We start from the raw sequence: 1,425 nt of genomic DNA on the forward strand, positions 1-1,425 counted from the left end.
CGATGCTGGAGAAGCTGCTGCGCAACCCGGGCAAGCTGGTCAGCCAGCGCCAGTTGCTGCACGACGTGTGGGGGCCGGAGTACCACCAGGAGACGAACTACCTGCGGCAGTACATGGCCCAGTTGCGGCGCAAGCTGGAGGACGACCCGGCCCGGCCCCGGCACCTGATCACCGAGCCGGGGATGGGCTACCGCTACCGCCCCTGACGTTTGCGACCGCCTCGGCGGGGGACTCGGCGAGCCGGTCGGGCTGCGGGGGAGGGGCATGGCGGGCAACCGGTCCTCGGAGGGGTTCGGCCGGCAACTGGACGAACACGCCATCGACGCCGGCGCGGCGGAGCCGGAGCGCCCCGACGGGCTGGTCGACAGCGGCGTCTACGTCGGCGGGGTACGGCGGGCGTCGCCGGTCAGCCTCGCCGACACGTACCGCTGCCTGCAGCAGCTCGACGACGCGATGGCCTGGATCGGGCTGCTCCGGCCGGGCCGCGAGCAGATCGCCTCGCTCGCCGCCGAGTTCCAGCTCCCCGACCTGGCCGTCGAGGACGCGATCAACGCCCATCAGCGCCCCAAGCTGGAACGCTACGGCGACACCCTGTTCGTGGTGCTGCGCGCCGCCCGCTACCTGGACGAGCGGGACGCGGTCGAGTTCGCCGAGCTGCACCTGTTCCTCGGGCCCGGATTCGTGATCACCGTGCGGCACGGCGGCACGCCCGACCTGGCCGGCGTACGACGGCGGCTGGAGGCCGAACCCGAGGTGCTCGCGCTCGGCCCGGAAGCGGTGCTCTACGCCGTGCTCGACCGGGTGGTGGACGGCTACGCGCCCGTGGTGGCCGGGCTGGAGAACGACATCGACGAGGTCGAGACCGAGGTGTTCGGCGGCGACCCGAACGCCAGCCGCCGCATCTACGAGCTGAGCCGCGAGGTGATCCAGTTCCAGCGGGCCGCCCGCCCGCTGCTGAAGGTGGTGGACGAGCTGGCACACGGGTTCGACAAGTACGGCACGGACGAGGAGCTGCGCCGTCGGCTGCGCGATGTGGCCGACCACCTCACCCAGGTGGTGGAGCGGGTGGACGGGTTCCGGCACCTGCTCCAGAACATCCTCACCGTCAACGCCACGCTGGTCTCGCAGGCGCAGAACGAGGAGATGCGCAGCCTGACCGCCGCCAGCTTCGAGCAGAACGAGGAGATCAAGCGGGTCTCCGCCTGGGCCGCCATCCTGTTCGCGCCGACCCTGATCGGCACCGTGTACGGGATGAACTTCGGGCACATGCCGGAGCTGGGCTGGCGGTACGGCTATCTGTTCGCGCTCGCCCTGATGCTCGCCGTCTGCGGCGCGCTCTATCTGCTGTTCAAGCGCCGCGGCTGGCTGTGAGCCGGGCCGGCCGGGCCTCGGCCGTGACCGCGCGCCGTCGGTGATCCACTAAAG

At 71.4% G+C, this 1,425-nt stretch carries 2 protein-coding genes; both read left to right on the forward strand.

Annotated features, from left to right (window positions below; all coding sequences use genetic code 11):
- Positions 1–206 (forward strand): winged helix-turn-helix domain-containing protein (locus AB0L34_RS33820; protein WP_363709741.1); only part of this gene is annotated, 206 nt, incomplete at its 5' end.
- A 58-nt stretch (positions 207–264) separates the two neighbouring features.
- Positions 265–1,371: a magnesium and cobalt transport protein CorA gene (locus AB0L34_RS33825; protein ID WP_187692282.1), complete on the forward strand. Its 1,107-nt coding sequence runs from the start codon at positions 265–267 to the stop codon at positions 1,369–1,371.
- Positions 1,372–1,425: the final 54 nt, after the last annotated feature.

This window comes from Micromonospora sp. NPDC052213 (assembly GCF_040679695.1).
Lineage (GTDB): Bacteria > Actinomycetota > Actinomycetes > Mycobacteriales > Micromonosporaceae > Micromonospora.

Coding starts and splice junctions, on each gene's coding strand:
- AB0L34_RS33825 (WP_187692282.1), top strand. CDS start 265: ATGGCGGGCAACCGGTCCTCGGAGGGGTTCGGCCGGCAACTGGACGAA.